The organism is Caulobacter sp. NIBR1757 (assembly GCF_027912495.1).
GTDB lineage: Bacteria > Pseudomonadota > Alphaproteobacteria > Caulobacterales > Caulobacteraceae > Caulobacter.
This window is the reverse complement of record NZ_CP115463.1, coordinates 3,328,131-3,344,673: the sequence shown is the minus strand read 5'-3', so window position 1 is coordinate 3,344,673 and position 16,543 is coordinate 3,328,131. Positions and strand designations below refer to the sequence as shown.

Genomic DNA, 16,543 nt, shown 5'->3' with positions numbered 1-16,543 from the left:
GATCACCTAGCCGCAACCCGTTGACAGTCTTCAAACGCGCGTATGTCATCAAGGGAAGCTGCGGGGAAGTGTCGCGCGTCCCCGACAGCAATCAAGACGCGGCACTGAGGAAACACACGGCGACCGCAGTTCAGGCCCATTCGAGGCCGGCGGCGCCCGGGGAGGGTTAGAATGCACAATTCTCTGCGCCTGCGGAGGACGCTGGCTGTTGGCGTCTCCGCCTTTGCCATTATGGCCGTGGCCGCTCCGGCCTTTGCTCAAGATGATGAGAAGGATACCGGCAACACCGTCGGGGAACTGATCATCACGGCGCAGAAGCGTGAGGAAGCCATCCAGGACGTTCCGATCGCGGTGTCGGCGTTCAACCAGGAATCGCTGGAAAAGGCCAAGATCGACGGCGGTCCGAACCTGGTTCTGGCCATCCCGAACGTGAACTTCTCCAAGGGGAACTTCACCGGCTACAACTTCCAGATCCGCGGCGTCGGCTCCAAGCTGGTGGCCGGTTCCGGTGACGCCGGCACCGGCATCCACCTGAACAACGCCCCGCTGACCGCCAACAACCTCTTCGAGTCGGAATTCTTCGACCTTGAGCGCGTCGAAGTCCTGCGCGGCCCGCAAGGCACGCTGTACGGCCGTAACGCCACCGGCGGTGTCGTCAACGTCATCAGCTCCAAGCCGACCGACAGCTTCGAAGCCCTGATCAGGGCCGAGTACGGCAACTACAACGCCAAGAAGCTGCGCGGCATGATCAACGTGCCGATCGGCGACATGATCGCCATCCGCGGCGCGGCGGCCTTCCTGCAGCGCGACGGCTACGGCGACAACCTGACGACCGGCAACGACGTCGACGACCGTGACCTGTGGAACACCCGCATCACCGTCTCTTTCGAGCCGAGCGACACCTTCCGCACCTTCCTGCTGTGGGATCACTTCGAGGAAGACGACAAGCGTTCGCGCATCGGCAAGCAGCTCTGCGTCAAGGACCCGGGTCCGGCCAACATCGGCGGCACCGGCTACTCGGGCATCGCGCCGATCGCCGAAATCCAGCGCGGCCTCTTCAGCCAGGGCTGTCAGGCGACCTCGGTCAACGATCCGAACATCCTGGGCACGCCGGACACCCGCGCGACGCTCGGCGGCATCTTCGGGGCCCTCAGCGGGCTGACCCAGGGCGACGCCTTCACCAGCGCCGGCGGCGTGTTCCAGATGCAGGACAAGAACATCCGGAACATCCAGTCCTCGTTCGATCCGGTCTATCAGGCCGAGACGGACATCTTCCAGTTCAACGCGGAATGGGACATCACCGACTCGCTGACCGTCACGGCGCTGACCAGCTATTCGGAGAACAGCCTCTACACCCGCCAGGACTACAACCGGATCGTTCCGAACGAGAACTTCAACACCTCGCCGAACCCGGTCAACGCGTTCGGTTCGGCCGTGGCCGCGGCCGTCATCTCGGGACAGCAGATCGCCAACTGCGGCACGACGGTCGGCGCCTGCGCAACCGCCGTCGCCTCCAATCCGGCGGTCATCGCCGCCGCCAACGCGGCCTACCCGAACATCTATGCCGGCCTGTTCCCCGGCGGTGTTGTCAACGACCCGCAGGTCGGAGCCCTGAACCGCTTCGCCACCGCCGACATCTCCGGCGGCACGAGCGAGAACTTCTCCCAGGAACTGCGCCTGCAGTCGAACTTCGACGGGCCGCTGAACTTCAACATCGGCGGCATCTACCTGGACTACAAGTCTGACGGCGACTACTACGTGATGGGCAACACCCTCACCGCCTACGCCCAGATTCAGAACGTCCTGAACACCGGCTCGGCCAACTGCGCCGCGACCAACCCGGCCTGTATCTACATCGACCCGAATGCCGATCCGAAGCGGCTCGGCCACAACTACTATGACAACACCGGCGCCTATCACCTGAAGTCCCGCGCGGCCTTCGGTGAAGTCTATTGGCAACTGACCGACGCGCTGAAGATCACCGGTGGTCTGCGTTACACCCATGACCGCAAGCTCGTGGAAAACCGCCCGGTCGTCCTGGCTTCGGCGGGCAGCGGCATCCCGCTCAGCGCCACCACGCCGATCCTGGAAGCCGACTTCGAAGAGTTCACCGGCCGCCTGGTCGCTGACTACAAGCTCACCGACAACAACCTGATCTACGGTGGCTATTCGCGTGGCTACAAGGGCGGCGGTGTGAACCCGGCCTGCTCCACCGGCGTCGGCTGCCCGCCGCCGACCTTCGCGCCCGAGTTCGTGGACGCCTGGGAATTCGGTTCGAAGAACACCTTCGACGAAGGTCGCGTGGTCGCCAACGTCACCGGCTTCCACTACGACTACATCGGCTACCAGGTTTCGAAGATCGTGAACCGCACCTCGGTCAACGAGAACATCGACGCCAAAATCTACGGCCTCGAACTCGAAACCATCTGGGCCCCGATCGATAACCTGCGGCTCAACGCCAACATCGGCTACCTGCACACCGAGATCGGCGAGAGCGAGTCGATCGATACCTTCGATCGCACCCAGGGCCAGGCCGGCCTCTGGGTCGTCAAGGCCCAGAACGCCTCCAACTGTGTGGTGACCACCGCCCAGGCCCAGGCTGCCCTGGCCGCCTCGGCCGGCAACCCGTTCGCCATCTTCGGCCTTTGCGCCGGGGCGTTCGGCGCCGTCAGCGATGGCGTCACGGTCAACCTGGAAGGCAACGAACTGCCCAACTCGCCGCACTTCACCGTGTCGCTGGGTGCGCAGTACTCGATGCAATGGGGTGACTGGGATGCGACCCTGCGTGGTGACTACTACCACCAGACCGAAACCTACTCGCGGATCTACAACTCCAAGGCCGACAAGCTCGACGCCTGGAGCAACGTCAACGCGACCTTCACCGTGGCCAACGAGGGCTGGGGTCTGTCGTTCGAACTCTACGTCAAGAACCTGACGGACGAGGAAGTCCTGACCGACACCTACCTGACCGACGACTCCTCCGGTCTGTTCCGGAACGGGTTCTATGGCGAGCCGCGCACCTTCGGCATCTCGGTCACCAAGACCTTCGGCATGTAAGCCGAACGCCGATATCTTGAACTAAGGGCGGCGGAGACCTCGGTCTCCGCCGCTTTTTCTTTGCGCGTTGGCGGGCTTAACCTGTCTGAAAGCGCGATGGTGCAGGATCACTCTCCAAGCCTGCAGGTCAGAACGGCCCGCGGCCCCACGAGACCGCCCCCATGGATCGCCTTGACCGCCTGATCGACCGCCGCGCGCCACTGAGCCTCGACGCGGATGTGGCGGCGGCCAGCCGGGCCTTCGAGGATCAGCCGGACGCCCAGGTGCTGGCCGTGGTCGACAGCGACGGCCACCCGGTCGGCCTGCTGCGCCGCCAGGCCTTCGAGGCCGCCGCCCCGCCCGGAACCACGCCGGTCGCCTCGGTCATGGACCTGGCCCCGCTGGTCGTCGATGGCGCCATGCGCGCCAGCGCCTTCCGCGACGAGATGCTGGCCGAGAACTGCCAGGCCCTCAACGCCGGCTATATCGTCACCGAGGCGGGCCTCTATCTTGGCGTCGGCACGGCGGTAAACCTGCTGACCGCGCGCGATGACCGCTCGCGGGCTCTGCATGACGCCACCGTCGCCACCACCCAGGTGCTGGCCGCCGAGATCCTGCGCCAGCTGGACGACGCCCAGACTTTCGTCGACGCCCTGGTCCGCCAACCCCTGCCGGCCGACAGCAAGAGCTGCGCCCAGGCCCTGGCCGACAGTTTCGCCGACCTCCACCGGCTGATGCGCCGGGCCAGCGCCATACAGGCCACCGAGGCCGGCCTGGCGCCGCTCGTTCCCCGCCCGACCCTGCTGCGCGAGATCATCGACAGTCTGGAGGCCCGCTGGGCCGCCCGCGCCGCCACCGCCGGCGTCACCCTGCTGACCGCCTATGACGGCGCGCCTGAACTGGCCGCCGACCTTGATGCCGACCGTCTGGCCGACCTGCTCGATGGCCTGGTCGAGCGGGGCCTGAACGCCACCCGCCGCGGCGCCGTCGAAGTCACCCTCAGCGCCCGTCCGGCCCTGGAAGGCCTGGCCCTGGAAGCTCGCGTCCGCGACGCTGGCGAGACCCCCGATCCTGCTCGCCTGGCCCGCATCTTCGAAGCCCTGGACGGCGAGAAGCCGCTGGCCATCGGCTTTGGCATGGCTCACGCCGCGAGTCTGGCCGGGGCCATGAACGGGGTCATCCGGGCCGAGACCAATCCGGGGTCCGGCGCCACGGTCGTCTTCAGCCTGCTGGCGCCCGAGTCCGTCGAACAGGCCGCCCCGCCGGCGGCCGGCATGATCGCCGCCAGCGCCGCCCACATCCTGATCGTCGACGACAACGCCACCAACCGCATGGTCGCCGAGGCCCTGTGCGAGATGTTCGACTGCACCAGCGAACAGGCCGTCGATGGCGTCGAGGCCGTGGAGATGGCCACCATCGGCTGCTACGACCTGATCCTGATGGACATCAAGATGCCGCGCATGGACGGGGTCGCCGCCACCCGCGCCATCCGCGCCCTGCCGGGGCCGGCCGGCGTCGTGCCCATCGTCGCCCTGACCGCCAACGCCGATCCCTCCGACGTGCGCGACTACATCGCCGCCGGCATGAACGACGTCGTCGAAAAACCGATCAAGGCCGAGCGCCTGCTGACCGTCTTCGACAAGGTGCTGAACGGCGACCGCGAGGCCCAGGCCGGGCAGAGCTCCGCCGCCGCCTGACCCGCCAGTAAGAACGAAAAAGGCTGGATGCAGACGCATCCAGCCTCTTCTCAGGCCCTCTCGCGAGGGCAAGGACCGAAGTCCAGCGGCCTCAGGGCCGTACGGTCAATGTAGTCTGCTGCGGCGCGAAATGCAATCCAAACCGCAAAGCGCGGGCGACGCTACGACACGGAATCCGTCAGCAAACGTCTCAGCGCCAAGCGAAGGAGAATTCCGATCTCCCGAAGATCCGACGTCGGCAACGTCGGAAACGCGTTGTTATTGTAGCGATCCCGCATGGGTCGAAGCCGCTCGGATGCGACGGTGTAGGGTTGATTGCAGATCACCCAACTCGTTGTCTCGGGATGCTTCGGATTGGGATTGTTCGGCAGGGGGTAGGCGTAGACATCACCCTCATGGTCCCTTGAGGTCATCGGGAGCACCACGTGAGGCCGGTCGAGGCTTTGGCCTGAACGAATGATCACGACCGGGTGGACGTCGTCAAACTCCGGCAGGACGTTGGAGATCGAAAAGTCGCACCAATATACTTGGCCATACCTGGGCGTGCTTTTGAGCGACAGCGGCGGCTTTGGCGGTTTGTATTGTGTCATGACCGCTAGCTCGACCAATGTATAATAAAGAAATTCAGGCGTCGGGATGGTAGCTGGGGGCGGGATCGAACCGCCGACCTGTGGGTTATGAATCCACCGCTCTAACCATCTGAGCTACCCAGCCATAGGCTGCGCCCATCCCGACGGGAGGCGCGCCTTATAGGGACTGAATCCTCACCCATCAAGCGTCTTGGGACGCTGCTGGCGCTTGCCGCCAGGCGCCTCCCAAAAGTTTGCCCATCGTGACGCAACGGAGGTTCCGTTCGGCGGCCTCGCGCTCTAGGGTCGGCGCCGATGAGCGTGCTGCATCTTCTGGGATCCGGTGGCGAGGGCGGGGCGGAGCTCTACTTCGTGCAGCTGGTCAGCGCCCTGCGCGTCGGTGGCCCCGACCAGGCGGCGGCGATCCGCAAGAATGCCGGCCGCGAGAAGGCGCTCGCCGCCGCCGGCGTGCCGGCCCGCACCTTCAGCTTCGGCGGCCCGATCGACTTTCTGACCCGTCCCGGCGTCTCGGCCATGGCCAGGGACGTCAATGCCAGACTGCTGGTCGCCTGGATGAACCGGGCGGCGCGCCATACCCCGAAGGGACCTTGGGCCCGGATCGGGCGGCTGGGCGGCTATTACAAGCTCAAGAACTATCAGGGCTTCGACCATCTGGTCGGCAATACCCAGGATATCGTGGACTGGGTGATCGGCCAGGGCTGGCCGGCCGACAGGGTGCGCTACATCCCCAACTTCGCCGCCGCGCCGGACGAGGTGACGCCGGTCGATCGCGCCAGCCTGGATACGCCTGAAGGCGTGCCGCTGCTGCTCGGCATGGGTCGGCTGCACACCGCCAAGGCGCATGATGTGTCGCTGAAGGCCCTCCGGAGCCTGCCCGACGCCTATCTGTGGATCGCCGGCGTGGGGCCGCTGGAAGAGCAGCTCAAGGCTTTGGCCAGTTCGCTGGGCGTGCTGGACCGGGTGCGGTTCCTCGGCTGGCGAAACGACGCCTCGGCCCTCTATCGCACGGCTGACGTCTGCCTGTTCCCCTCGCGCTACGAGCCGCTGGGCAATGTGGTCATACAGGCCTGGGCGCACGGTCTGCCCGTCGTTGCCGCCGAGAGCCAGGGCCCCAAGGCCCTGATCCGGGACGGCCAGGATGGCCTGCTGATTCCCATCGACGACGATGTGGCCCTGGCCGAGCGCACCGCCGCCTTGCTCGCCGACCCCATGCAGCGTATCCGGCTGATCCAGAATGGTCATGCCCGGGTCGAGGCCGAGTTCAGCCAGGCCGCCGTCTGCGGCCAGTGGAACCAGCTGTTTACCCAGTTCGGAGCCGGCTGATGTGCGGCATCGCCGGGGTGCTGGCGGAGGAGGGCGAAAAGGCCCCGTCGGCCGCGCCCCTGATCCAGGAAATCGCCCACCGCGGTCCCAACGGCGTCCGCACCGAGGATGGCCCCGGCTGGTCCATCGGCCATGCCCGTCTGTCGATCATCGACCTCGAGGGCGGCTGGCAGCCACTACACGCGGCCGGCTCGACGATCATCGGCAACGGCGAGATCTACAACTATCTGGAGCTGGCCGAGGAATTCCAGCTGAAGGGAAAGCTGGCCACCGGTTCGGATTTCGAACCCCTGCTGCACATCTACGCCCAGGAGGGTGAGAAGGCCTTCGAGCGGCTGCGCGGCATGTACGCCTTCTGCCTGATCGGCTGCGACGGCCGCACCTGGCTGGTGCGCGATCCGTTCGGCATCAAGCCGCTGTCGGTCACCCGCGATCCCGGCCACCTTAACTTCGCCTCCGAGCCCCGGGCCCTGCTGGGCCGCGGCCTGTCGCGCCTGTTGCAGCCGGAAGCGGCCGAAGACCTGCTGGCGCTCGGCTATGTCACCCCGGGCGTCATCCGGCCGAACACGGCCTTTCGCGGCGTCGAGAGCGTGCTGCCGGGCGAGGTCGACCTGGTCGGCGGCGGCGATCGCGAAGAGACCCTGCGGCCGCCGCTGGCCATCACCGCGGCGCCGGCCGGCGACGAGGCCGCGCTGATCCGGCAGCTGGACGCGGTGCTGGAGGACAGCGTGCGGGTGCACCAGCGCTCGGACGTGCCCTATGGCCTGTTCCTGTCGGGCGGCGTCGACAGCGCCACGGTCGCCGCGCTGATGAGCCGGCTGAACGAGCGGCCGGTGGTCGGCTTCACCTGCGGCTTCGACGCCCCCGGCGCCCGCGACGAACGGGGCCAGGCCGAGAAGGTGGCCAGGGCCCTGAACCTCGACTGGCGCGAGACCACCTTCACCGACGAGGACTTCTGGCGCATCGCCCCGAAGGTCGCCTGGGCTCTGGACGAGCCGACCACCGACTACGCCGCCCTGCCGACCTTCAAGCTGGCCGAGGCGGCGCGGGGCGACCTGACCGTGGTGCTGACCGGCGAGGGGGGCGATGAGCTGTTCGGCGGCTATGGCCGCTATCGACGCGCCCTGCGGCCGGCATGGCTGGGCGGACGGCCGGCCGAGCCGCGCATCGACGCCCCCTTCCTCAAGGGCGGCGGGGCGAATGCCCTCAAGCGCTGGCGCCAGGCGGCCAAGGCTCCCAATGCCCTGACCGGTCTGCAGCGGGCGCAATGGGGCGACATCGCCACCTGGCTGCCCAACGACCTGCTGCTCAAGCTCGACCGCTGCCTGATGGCCAACGGGCTGGAGGGCCGCACGCCCTTCCTCGACCGCGAGGTGGCAGCCTTCGCCTTCAACCTGCCAGACGCCATGAAGGTGCGCGGCAAATACGGAAAGTGGTTGCTGCGCAAATGGCTGGAGGGCGTCTGCCCGGCCGCCGATCCCTGGGGCAAGAAGAAGGGTTTCACCGTGCCGGTGGCCGCCTGGATCGCGCCCCGGGCCGGCGACCTGGGCCCGCGCATCGCCGCCGTCAGGGCGGTGGCCGAGACCTGCGAGGCCGAGGCCGTGCGGGCCGTCTTCCGCGACGAAGGCCAGGCCGCCAACCGCTGGCCGCTGCTGTTCTTCGCCCTGTGGTCGCTCATCAATCTGGAGGGCGCGGAACCTACGGCCGCCCTGGCCTCTTTGCTCGGTGAACTCTGACGGAGCCTTCCATGCGCGCCCTGACCCTGCTTGCCACCGCCGCCCTGCTTGCCGCCTGTGGCGGAGCGCCGAGCGGCGCCCAGACCCCGCCGGCCGCTGGCGGACCGCTGGAAACCCGGGCCGCCAACGCCCCCTACAAGCCCGCCTTCGCCAGCCAGACGCGGGCGCCGCTGAAATCCGCCAACGTCGCCTTCAACCTAGTCACCGTGGCCGACGGCCTCGACAAGCCTTGGGGCCTGGCCTTCCTGCCGGACGGGCGGATGCTGGTCACCGAGCGCGGCGGCGCCCTGCGCATCGTCGGCAAGGACGGCAAGCTATCCGGTCCTGTCGCCGGCCTGCCGAAAGTCGACGCCAGGGGGCAGGGCGGACTGCTCGACGTCGCGGTGCACGACGGTTGGGTCTACTGGAGCTTCTCCGAACCCCGCGAGGGCGGCAACGGCACGGCCGTGGCGCGCGGCAAGCTGGCCGGGGAGACGCTCACCGACGTCGCCGTCCTCTGGCGCATGACCCCGACCTACGACGGCGACAAGCACTTCGGCTCGCGGCTGGCCTTCTCGCCGGACGGCTTCCTGTTCATCACCACCGGCGAGCGCTCGGATCTTGCCGGCCGCATGCAGGCCCAGAAGCTGGACGCCGCTTTCGGCAAGGTGATCCGCATCTATCCCGACGGGGTGATCCCCAAGGACAACCCCTTCACCTCGGTGGTCGGCGCCCTGCCGCAGATCTGGTCCTACGGTCACCGCAACATCCAGTCGGCGGCCTTCAACCCGGCGACCGGTGAACTCTGGACCGTCGAGCATGGCCCGCGCGGCGGCGACGAGGTCAACATTCCGCGCCGGGGCAAGGACTATGGCTGGCCGACCATCAACTACGGCCTGGAATACAGCGGCAAGCCGGTCGGCGAGGGCATCACCCAGAAGGACGGCATGGAACAGCCGGTCTACTACTGGGATCCGGTGATCGCCCCCTCCGGGATGGCCTTCTACGACGGGGCGTTGTTCCCGGCCTGGAAGGGCAGCCTGTTCGTCGGCGGCATGAAGGACCGCGACCTGGTCCGCCTGACCCTCGACGGCGACATGGTGGTCGGTGAGGAGCGGCTGCTGGCCGACCTCAAGCAGCGCATCCGCGACGTCCGCGTCGGGCGGGACGGCGCCGTCTATGTGCTGACCGACGGCGGCTCGCTGCTCAAGCTGACGCCGAAAGGCTGATCGCCACCTCTTCGCCGATGGCCAGGGAGCTGGTCAGGCCGGGGCTTTCGATGCCGAACAGGGCGACGAGGCCGGCGATGCCGTGGGTGTCGGCGCCGCGAATCTGGAAGTCGGGCTGCGGCTCGTCCGGCCCGTGCAGCTTGGGGCGGATGCCGGCGTAGTCGGGGCTGAGGTCCTCGGCCGGCAGGTCCGGCCAAAACTTGCGGATGTAGGCGGCGAAGTCCTGCGCCCGGGCCGGATCGACGCTGTAGTCCTCGGTCTCGACAAACTGGAGGTCTGGCCCGAACACCGCCTGGCCGCCGAGGTCCTTGCGATAGTGGGTGCCCAGCGCACCGTGGATCGGCGGCGGATAGATCAGCCGCTCGAACGGCGCCTTGGCCTGCAGCCGGAAATAGACGCCCTTGCCATAGTGACCGGGCGGGATCTGGTCGGCGGGGAAGCCGTCGACATGGCCCGCCACGCCCTGGGCCGACAGCCCCGGCGCGGTGACCAGCAGGCGGCAGGTCAGCTCGGTCGCCTCCTCGCCGCCGGCCCGCACGGTGAAGCCGCCGCCGGGCAGGGGCGTCGCACCCTCGAACGGCGTCGAGGTGACGACGGCGCCGCCGGCCGCCTCGATCTCGCCCTGCAGGGCCAGCATGTAGCCGTGGCTGTCGAACACGCCCGATTGCGGCGACAGCAACGCCGCCTCGCACTTGAGGCCCGGCTCCAGCGCCCGCGCCTGTTCGCCGCTTAGCCGCTCCATGCCTTCGACGTCGTTGGCCAACGCCTGGTCCCAGATGGCGTCGAGCCGCGCCACCTCGTCCGGCGTCGTGGCGACCACCAGCTTGCCGCAGCGCCGGTAGTCGACGTGGTGCAGATCGAGGAAGGCGTAGAGCGCCCGCCGCCCCTGCACGCACAGCCGCGCCTTCTGTGAGCCGGTCGGATAGTAGAGTCCGCCGTGGATGACCTCGCTATTGCGCGAGGACACCCCCTGGCCGATGGCGGCCTCCTTCTCGAGGACGGCGACGACGAGGCCGCGCTTCGACAGCGCATAGCCGCAGGCGAGGCCGACAGCCCCGGCGCCGACCACGACGGCGTCAAAATCGAACTGGCTCATAGATGAACTGGTAAAGCGGGTCGGGCGATGGGGCTAGCTTTCTCCAAGTAGCACGGCGGCTCCGCCCCGGGCTTTCACCAGCCGCACGGCGCGACGATCGAACGACGTAAACAGGTCGCCGCCGAGGAGCGCGCCTTGCATCGCGATAACGCCGTCCGCGAAGTCACCCCCCTTTTCCAATTGGGCAAGACCCGCCTCCACGGCCGGCCGGTCAAAGGCGATGGTATCGCCATTGACCAATGCTCGCAGCGCGGCCGCGATCTCTTCTCGTGGAAGACGATAGCGATGATCCAGGACCCAAACCAACTCACACAGCGTCGGAATCGTAACCGCGATCAGCTCGGCCTGGGCCAGCACTTTCACAGCAATGGCCGCCTGTTTCGGATCGTCCTGAACAAGGGCGCGAACCAGTAGATTGGTGTCTGCCGTGATCCTCATTCCTCGCCGGCCCACCCCTTGGCCGCCGCCTCGTTGATCTCATCGATGGTCAGAGTCGGTTGCCCTGGCCTTTTCAGGATTCCGAAGACGTCCGAGATTTTTCCGGTGGCCCCGGCGGCCCGCACGACAAACTGGCCGTTGGGCATTTTATCCAGGCTGATCTTCTCACCCGGCCGAACACCCAGATGCTGCAGAACATCCTTTCGCAGCGTGACCTGGCCCTTGGCGGTGACAGTCAGTGTGGTCATCGGACAACCTTCCTTCGATCATAATGTAAGGCAAATTCACCTTACTTTCAATCTCGGAAATCGGCCGCCGCACACGCGCAGTTGGCGGTTTGGCGGAATTATCCCACCTGCCCGCGATGCCGCAGGAAAGCATCCGCCAGCACGCAGGCGGTCATCGCCTCGACCACGGGCGGCGCGCGGACGCCGACGCAGGGGTCGTGGCGGCCCTTGGTGCGCAGCTCGACCTCCTCGCCGGCCTCGTTGAGGGTGAGGCGCGGGGTGAGGATGGAGCTGGTCGGCTTGAAGGCGACGCGGGCGATGACCGGCTGGCCGGTGCTGATGCCGCCCAGCACGCCGCCGGCGTGGTTGCTGAGGAAGGTCGGGCCGTCGTTGCCGGCCCGCATCTCGTCGGCGTTTTCCTCGCCGGTCAGCGAAGCGGAGGCGAAGCCGGCGCCGATCTCGACGCCCTTGGCGGCGTTGATCGACATCAGGGCGGCGGCCAGCTCGGCGTCGATCTTGCCGTAGATCGGCGCGCCCCAGCCGGCGGGAACGCCCTCGGCCTCGACCTCGACAATGGCCCCGGTCGAGTTGCCGGCCTTGCGGATGCCGTCGAGGTACTGGTCCCAGTGGGCGGCGGCTGCGGCGTCGGGGCAGAAGAAGGGGTTGTTGGCCGCCTCGGCCCAGTCCCACTGCGTCCGGTCGATGGCGTGCGGGCCGACCTGGACCAGGGCGGCGCGGATTTGAACCTGGGGTATGACCTTGCGGGCGATGGCCCCGGCGGCGACGCGGGCGGCGGTCTCGCGGGCGCTGGAGCGGCCGCCGCCGCGATAGTCGCGCCGGCCGTACTTGGCGATGTAGGCGTAGTCGGCGTGGCCGGGGCGGAAAGCGTGGGCGATCTCGCCGTAGTCCTTGGACCGCTGGTCCTCGTTCTCGATCATCAGGGAGATCGGCGTGCCGGTGGTGAAGCCCTCGAAGACGCCCGAGAGGATCTTCACCGTGTCGCTCTCGCGGCGCTGGGTGACGTGCTTGCTGGTGCCGGGCTTGCGCTTGTCGAGGAAGACCTGGATGTCGGCCTCGGTCAGTTCGATGCCGGGCGGGCAGCCGTCGACGACGCAGCCGAGGGCCGGGCCGTGGCTTTCGCCCCAGGTGGTGACGCGGAACAGATGGCCGAAGGTGTTGTGCGACATCGTGCTGGCGTCTTAGCGCAATCGGCCGCCTCTACAAGGCGGGGACGGGCGCCCAGTTGGCCTGGAAGGCGCGCAGGCGGCTGCGGGCGCCGCTCTCGACGGGCGGCGGCGGGGCCTTGAGGGTGACGATCAGGTCGCCGGCCGGGTGCGGTCCCCGGGCCGGCAGGCCCTGGCCGGCCAGGCGAACGAGGCCCCGGGCGATGTCGCGGCGGCCGACCCAGATTTCCTTCGGCCCGCTCGGCGTGGCCAGGGGCAGGCGCCCGCCGAACCGGTGCGGCAGCTCGGCGGCCAGCCACAGGTCGTCGCCGCGCAGGATCAGGCCGGCGGCGCCCTTGACCGAGACCGTCAGCAGGGTCTCGCCGGCCCGCACCTTGTCGCCGGGGCGCAGGCCGGGCGGCAGGTCGAGGGCCAGGCGACGGCCGTCGCCCAGCCGGGTGAAGGCGCGACCGCCGGAGGCGGCGAGGGCCGGGCTGATCTCGATGCCGTCGGCGATCACCGGGGCGGGCGGCGGCGGGGCAGGGGGTTGCGGCGTCGGCGCGGCCTTCAGCAGGCCATAGGCCTCGACCACGTCGCGCAGCCGGGCTGCGTCGCCGCCCGGACGGTCCGGGTGGGCGGCCTTGACAGCCTGGCGAAAGGCGGCGCGCAGGGCCGTCTCGCTGACGCCCCCGCGCACGCCCAGCACCGCCCGCGCCCGGCGGCTGTCCATCGTCCTTGTCGCCACCACCATGGCCCCTTTGTTTGTCGGCGTCAGCATGGCCTGCACGGAGTCAATTCCGGGTTAAGCGTGGTCAGGCGCCGGGGGCGGCGCTACATAGCCCCCCATGGCCGATGAACTGATCCCCGCCTCGCCGAGCGAAGACGACTACGTCACCCAGGTGACCGGCGCGCCGCCCCTGCCGCTGCTGCCGGAAGCCGATCCGATCGCCCTGTTCGAGACCTGGCTGAAGGCGGCCGTCGAGTCGGAAGCCAACGACGCCAACGCCATGACCCTAGCCACCGTCGACGAGAGCGGGCTGCCCGACGCCCGCATGGTGCTGCTCAAGGGCGTCGACGCCGCCGGCTTCACCTTCTTCACCAACCTCGAGAGCGCCAAGGGCCGCGAACTGGCGGCCAATCCCAAGGCCGCCCTTCTGTTCCATTGGAAGTCCCTGCGCCGCCAGGTCCGCATCCGCGGAACCGTCGAGCAGGTCAGCGCCGCCGAGGCCGACGCCTATCACGCCACCCGGGCCCGCCACAGCCAGCTGGGCGCCTGGGCCTCCGAACAGTCTCGGCCGCTGCCGGACCGCTTCGCGCTGGAGAAGCGGGTGGCCGAGATGGGCCTGAGGTTCGGCCTCGGCAAGGTGCCGCGGCCGCCGCACTGGTCGGGCTTCCGGCTGACGCCGCAGACCCTGGAATTCTGGCGCGACCGGCCGTTCCGGCTGCACGAGCGGCTGGTCTTCGCGCGGTCGGGCGAGGGGTGGAGCACCTCCCGACTGTATCCGTAGAGCCTATCGAAGCGGCCCACGATTATACCACGGCGCGGGCCTGGGAAGAGGCGCGTTGTCGGCAAGCCGCTGAATTATTGTGATAATTCGGTTGCGGTCGGCGCTGTGAACGTTGGCGCCCGCGTTGACAGACCGTAGGCGCCGGGGCGGGGAATGTTGGCGCCCGGTGACAGCGGTGCGCCTAGGCTGCGGCCGGCGCCGGTCGGAACCCGGTATTTCGGCGCTTTTCGTCGATGAATATGTCTAGACATATTCCATAAGTCTTTGACAGAAAATAATTTTTAGAACCGATCAGACCCCGTACCGGGCCAGGAAGGTCTCTACCGCGTCGGTGCAGCTGCCCTCCAGCGGGCGGCGGGGCACGGCGTCGTCGCCGGCCACCAGGCCGAAGACCAGGGTGACGTGCTCCAGCATGCCGAGCAGTTGGCCGGCGGCCCAGGCGGGCTTCTCGATCTTCAGCAGGCCCTCCGCCGCCAGCTGGTCGATCAGGGTGATGGCGTGGCCGCCCAGGGCGTGGCGCGATCGGTGGCGGAAGTGGTCGGCCAGGTCGGAGAAACGGCGGCGCTCGCCGGTCACCAGCCGGAACACGGCCCGCGACAGCGGGTCGGCATAGAAGCGGGCATAGGCCAGGGAGAAGGCCATCAGCCGGGCCCGGGCGTCGCCGGGCGTGTCGAGCGTGTCCTCGATGTCGCTGGCCAGGTTGGCGACGGCGGCCTCGACCACGGCGATGAACAGGTCGCCCTTGCTGGGGAAGTGAGCATAGAGGGTGGCGGTCGAGACGGCGGCCTCACGAGCCACCACCTCCATGCCGGCGCCGGCGTAGCCCTCACGCAGGAACACCGACTGGCCGGCCGCCATGATGTCGCGGCGCTTGCGTTCGCTCCGCGTCTCTCCCGCGCGCTCGCCCATGGGCCCTCTACATAACAATGGTCATTTCCCCCCTAAGGCGAAATCCGTTGGCGGGCAAGGGATTGGCGAGAAGGCAAAGGCGCGCGGCCTGTGATATGCAGCGGCCATGAGCCAACCGACGCCGCAAGAACTCCAGCAGGAAGCCGAGATCGCCACCTGGCTGGGGGCCCGCGCCGACCGCATTATCGAAACCAGCTGCGCCCGGGTCTATCTGACCGGCGACCTGGCCCTGAAGGTCAAGAAGCCGGTCAATTTCGGCTTCCTGAACTATGAGACCGCCGCCCTGCGCCACTGGGCGCTGGAGCGCGAGCTGGCCTTCAACCGCGCCGCCGCCCCGGACATCTATCGCCGGGTCGGGGCCATCACCCGGACGGCCGGCGGCGGGCTGGAGCTCGACGGGGCCGGCGAGCGCGTGGAGTCGGTGCTGGAGATGCGCCGCTTCGACGAGACGGCCGTGCTGGCCGAGCAGCCCTATGCGGTAGACGGCGAGCTGTCCGACCAGCTGGGCCGCGCCATCGCCCGCTTTCACGCCGAGGCCCCGATCACCCGCGAGGCCGAGCCGGCCGGCGGCATGAGCTACACCATCCGCTCCAACGCCGCCCTGATGAAGGACTTGATCCCCAGGCTCGGCAAGGAACCGGTCGAGGCCCTGATCGCCGCCACCGATGCCGAGCGGGCCCGGCTGGAGACCCTGCTGGCGGCGCGGCTGGAAGAGGGCTGGGTGCGGCGCTGCCATGGCGACCTGCATCTGGGCAACATCCTGCTCGAGGACGGCCGGCCGATCCTGTTCGACTGCATCGAGTTCAACGACACCCTGTCGGAGATCGACGTCCTCTACGATGTCGCCTTCCTGCTGATGGACCTCGACTTCCGCCGCCGCCGCGACGCCGCCGTGCGGGTGCTGTCGGCCTGGCTGGACGAGGGGGCGCGCTTGCTGCCGAGCGGGCTGTGGAGCGGGCTGGAAGCCCTGCCGCTGGCCCTGTCGGTGCGGGCCGGGGTGCGCTGCCATGTCCAGGCCCACGGCGGCGACATCGAGGCCAGCCGCGCCTATCTGGCGGCGGCGCTGGCCCATCTGGAGCCGGTCAAGCCGGTGCTGGCGGCGGTCGGCGGCCTGTCTGGATCGGGCAAGTCGACCTTCGCCCGCATCGCCGCCCCGGGCCTGGGCGCCTCGCCCGGCGCCGTCATCCTGCGCAGCGACGAAATCCGCAAACGCCTGTGGGGCGCCGCCCCGCTCGACCGTCTGCCGCCGGAGGCCTATGCGCCGGAGGTCAGCCCCCGGGTCTATGCCGAGATGTTCGACGACGCCGGCAAGGCCCTGGCCGCCGGGCGCGCCGTCATCCTGGACGCGGTGTTCATGAAGCCCGAGGAACGCGCCGCCGCCGCCGAGGTGGCGCGCAAGGCGGGGGTGGCGTTCGAGGGGGTGTGGCTGGAGGCGCCGGCCGGCCTGCTGCACGAGCGCATCGCCGGCCGCAGCGGCGACGCCTCCGACGCCACCGCCGAGGTGCTCGACGTTCAGCTGACCCGCGACCTTGGCGAGATGGCCTGGCGACGGGTCGACAGCGACGGCGACTTCGAGCCGGCGGCCGAGGCCCTGGTCAAGGCGCTCAGCTAG

Annotated in this window: 14 protein-coding genes and 1 tRNA gene; 7 read left to right on the top strand and 8 right to left on the bottom strand. The window is 68.6% G+C overall.

Going from position 1 to position 16,543, the window contains the following annotated elements:
• Positions 1–171 precede the first annotated feature (171 nt).
• Both O5I81_RS16240 and O5I81_RS16235 read left to right on the top strand, forming a co-directional pair.
• Positions 172–3,057 carry a TonB-dependent receptor gene (locus O5I81_RS16240; RefSeq protein WP_271065903.1) on the top strand — a complete coding sequence of 962 codons (2,886 nt, stop codon included), beginning with the start codon at positions 172–174 and terminating at the stop codon, positions 3,055–3,057.
• 161 nt (positions 3,058–3,218) lie between these two features.
• A complete protein-coding gene (locus O5I81_RS16235) occupies positions 3,219–4,733 on the top strand; it encodes a response regulator (RefSeq protein ID WP_271065902.1) in 1,515 nt (504 codons plus the stop codon).
• Positions 4,734–4,894: 161 nt separating this feature from the next.
• Here the strand turns inward: O5I81_RS16235 and O5I81_RS16230 are convergent, their stop codons facing one another.
• On the bottom strand, positions 4,895–5,323 hold the full coding sequence (locus O5I81_RS16230; protein WP_271065901.1) for a type II toxin-antitoxin system PemK/MazF family toxin: 429 nt from the start codon (positions 5,321–5,323) through the stop codon (positions 4,895–4,897).
• A gap of 47 nt (positions 5,324–5,370) precedes the next feature.
• Positions 5,371–5,447 (bottom strand) — tRNA-Met (locus O5I81_RS16225).
• Between the two features lie 170 nt (positions 5,448–5,617).
• On the opposite strand from O5I81_RS16225, the gene O5I81_RS16220 reads away from it, so the two are divergent.
• Genes O5I81_RS16220 through O5I81_RS16210 form a run of 3 tightly spaced genes read left to right on the top strand, consistent with a single transcriptional unit; the run spans position 5,618 to position 9,590 of the window.
• Complete coding sequence (locus tag O5I81_RS16220) at positions 5,618–6,646, top strand: glycosyltransferase (RefSeq protein WP_271065900.1); 1,029 nt, start codon at positions 5,618–5,620, stop codon at positions 6,644–6,646.
• Positions 6,646–8,382, top strand: coding sequence for an asparagine synthase (glutamine-hydrolyzing) (gene asnB, locus O5I81_RS16215; RefSeq protein WP_271065899.1), 1,737 nt, complete (start codon positions 6,646–6,648; stop codon positions 8,380–8,382). Before O5I81_RS16220 ends, asnB begins: the two co-directional genes overlap by 1 nt.
• 11 nt (positions 8,383–8,393) lie before the next feature.
• Positions 8,394–9,590 (top strand): PQQ-dependent sugar dehydrogenase, encoded by a 1,197-nt coding sequence (locus O5I81_RS16210; protein ID WP_271065898.1) that lies wholly within the window; start codon positions 8,394–8,396, stop codon positions 9,588–9,590.
• On the opposite strand, the gene O5I81_RS16205 is transcribed toward O5I81_RS16210, so the two are convergent.
• The 5 genes from O5I81_RS16205 to O5I81_RS16185 form a co-directional block, all read right to left on the bottom strand.
• On the bottom strand, positions 9,568–10,686 hold the full coding sequence (locus tag O5I81_RS16205) for an NAD(P)/FAD-dependent oxidoreductase (protein ID WP_271065897.1): 1,119 nt from the start codon (positions 10,684–10,686) through the stop codon (positions 9,568–9,570). The genes O5I81_RS16210 and O5I81_RS16205 overlap by 23 nt on opposite strands.
• Positions 10,687–10,719: 33 nt before the next feature.
• Positions 10,720–11,124 (bottom strand): type II toxin-antitoxin system VapC family toxin, encoded by a 405-nt coding sequence (locus O5I81_RS16200; protein ID WP_271065896.1) that lies wholly within the window; start codon positions 11,122–11,124, stop codon positions 10,720–10,722.
• On the bottom strand, positions 11,121–11,372 hold the full coding sequence (locus O5I81_RS16195; RefSeq protein WP_271065895.1) for an AbrB/MazE/SpoVT family DNA-binding domain-containing protein: 252 nt from the start codon (positions 11,370–11,372) through the stop codon (positions 11,121–11,123). Before O5I81_RS16195 ends, O5I81_RS16200 begins: the two co-directional genes overlap by 4 nt.
• Before the next feature lie 98 nt (positions 11,373–11,470).
• A complete protein-coding gene (aroC, locus tag O5I81_RS16190; protein WP_271065894.1) occupies positions 11,471–12,538 on the bottom strand; it encodes a chorismate synthase in 1,068 nt (355 codons plus the stop codon).
• 31 nt (positions 12,539–12,569) lie between these two features.
• On the bottom strand, positions 12,570–13,292 hold the full coding sequence (locus O5I81_RS16185) for a molecular chaperone DnaJ (protein ID WP_271065893.1): 723 nt from the start codon (positions 13,290–13,292) through the stop codon (positions 12,570–12,572).
• Positions 13,293–13,359: 67 nt separating this feature from the next.
• Between O5I81_RS16185 and pdxH the strand changes: the two genes are divergently transcribed.
• Positions 13,360–14,022: a pyridoxamine 5'-phosphate oxidase gene (pdxH, locus tag O5I81_RS16180; RefSeq protein ID WP_271065892.1), complete on the top strand. Its 663-nt coding sequence runs from the start codon at positions 13,360–13,362 to the stop codon at positions 14,020–14,022.
• 291 nt (positions 14,023–14,313) lie between these two features.
• On the opposite strand, the gene O5I81_RS16175 is transcribed toward pdxH, so the two are convergent.
• Positions 14,314–14,931: a TetR/AcrR family transcriptional regulator gene (locus O5I81_RS16175; RefSeq protein ID WP_271065891.1), complete on the bottom strand. Its 618-nt coding sequence runs from the start codon at positions 14,929–14,931 to the stop codon at positions 14,314–14,316.
• A 106-nt stretch (positions 14,932–15,037) separates the two neighbouring features.
• Between O5I81_RS16175 and O5I81_RS16170 the strand changes: the two genes are divergently transcribed.
• Positions 15,038–16,543, top strand: a complete 1,506-nt coding sequence (locus O5I81_RS16170; protein WP_271065890.1) for a bifunctional aminoglycoside phosphotransferase/ATP-binding protein — start codon at positions 15,038–15,040, stop codon at positions 16,541–16,543.

What these genes read in the sequence shown, in the direction of transcription:
- O5I81_RS16240 (WP_271065903.1), top strand. Translation starts at nt 172, where the DNA reads ATGCACAATTCTCTGCGCCTGCGGAGGACGCTGGCTGTTGGCGTCTCC.
- O5I81_RS16235 (WP_271065902.1), top strand. Translation starts at nt 3,219, where the DNA reads ATGGATCGCCTTGACCGCCTGATCGACCGCCGCGCGCCACTGAGCCTC.
- O5I81_RS16230 (WP_271065901.1), bottom strand. Translation starts at nt 5,323, where the DNA reads ATGACACAATACAAACCGCCAAAGCCGCCGCTGTCGCTCAAAAGCACG.
- O5I81_RS16220 (WP_271065900.1), top strand. Translation starts at nt 5,618, where the DNA reads ATGAGCGTGCTGCATCTTCTGGGATCCGGTGGCGAGGGCGGGGCGGAG.
- asnB (WP_271065899.1), top strand. Translation starts at nt 6,646, where the DNA reads ATGTGCGGCATCGCCGGGGTGCTGGCGGAGGAGGGCGAAAAGGCCCCG.
- O5I81_RS16210 (WP_271065898.1), top strand. Translation starts at nt 8,394, where the DNA reads ATGCGCGCCCTGACCCTGCTTGCCACCGCCGCCCTGCTTGCCGCCTGT.
- O5I81_RS16205 (WP_271065897.1), bottom strand. Translation starts at nt 10,686, where the DNA reads ATGAGCCAGTTCGATTTTGACGCCGTCGTGGTCGGCGCCGGGGCTGTC.
- O5I81_RS16200 (WP_271065896.1), bottom strand. Translation starts at nt 11,124, where the DNA reads ATGAGGATCACGGCAGACACCAATCTACTGGTTCGCGCCCTTGTTCAG.
- O5I81_RS16195 (WP_271065895.1), bottom strand. Translation starts at nt 11,372, where the DNA reads ATGACCACACTGACTGTCACCGCCAAGGGCCAGGTCACGCTGCGAAAG.
- aroC (WP_271065894.1), bottom strand. Translation starts at nt 12,538, where the DNA reads ATGTCGCACAACACCTTCGGCCATCTGTTCCGCGTCACCACCTGGGGC.
- O5I81_RS16185 (WP_271065893.1), bottom strand. Translation starts at nt 13,292, where the DNA reads ATGCTGACGCCGACAAACAAAGGGGCCATGGTGGTGGCGACAAGGACG.
- pdxH (WP_271065892.1), top strand. Translation starts at nt 13,360, where the DNA reads ATGGCCGATGAACTGATCCCCGCCTCGCCGAGCGAAGACGACTACGTC.
- O5I81_RS16175 (WP_271065891.1), bottom strand. Translation starts at nt 14,931, where the DNA reads ATGGGCGAGCGCGCGGGAGAGACGCGGAGCGAACGCAAGCGCCGCGAC.
- O5I81_RS16170 (WP_271065890.1), top strand. Translation starts at nt 15,038, where the DNA reads ATGAGCCAACCGACGCCGCAAGAACTCCAGCAGGAAGCCGAGATCGCC.